Origin of the sequence: Mycobacterium sp. pW045, from assembly GCF_041287085.1 — a bacterium.
Lineage (GTDB): Bacteria > Actinomycetota > Actinomycetes > Mycobacteriales > Mycobacteriaceae > Mycobacterium > Mycobacterium algericum_A.
Genome location: NZ_JBGGKU010000035.1, coordinates 1 through 323 on the forward strand (window position 1 = coordinate 1; position 323 = coordinate 323).

The following is a 323-nucleotide window of genomic DNA, read 5'->3' on the forward strand; positions in this document are numbered from 1 at the left end:
CGACCGGTGTGGCCGGGACGTTTGCCGACGGCGGTGACGGTCACGGCGGCACCGGTGGTGCTGCGGGCTCCGGTGGCAAGGGTGGCGATGGTGGTGCCGGCGGTGCCGGCGGTTCGGCCACCAACGGCAGTGCCGGCAACCAGGGCACCGGTGGCGGTGCCGGTGATGGTGGTGACGCTGGTAAGGCCGGCGACGGCGGCCAGGGTGCTACCGGTACCGCGGCGCACACGACCGGCGGTAACGGCGGTGACGGTGGTGCGCTGGCCAACGGTGGCGCCGGTGGTAGCGGTGGTGCCGGCTCGTCGGCGGGTGCTGATGGGGCC

1 protein-coding gene is annotated in these 323 nt (G+C 74.9%); it reads left to right on the forward strand.

Annotation, left to right across the window (positions count from 1 at the left end; genetic code table 11):
• Positions 1-323: hypothetical protein (locus tag ACAG20_RS21090; RefSeq protein WP_370494008.1), on the forward strand; the 323-nt coding region annotated here is incomplete at both ends.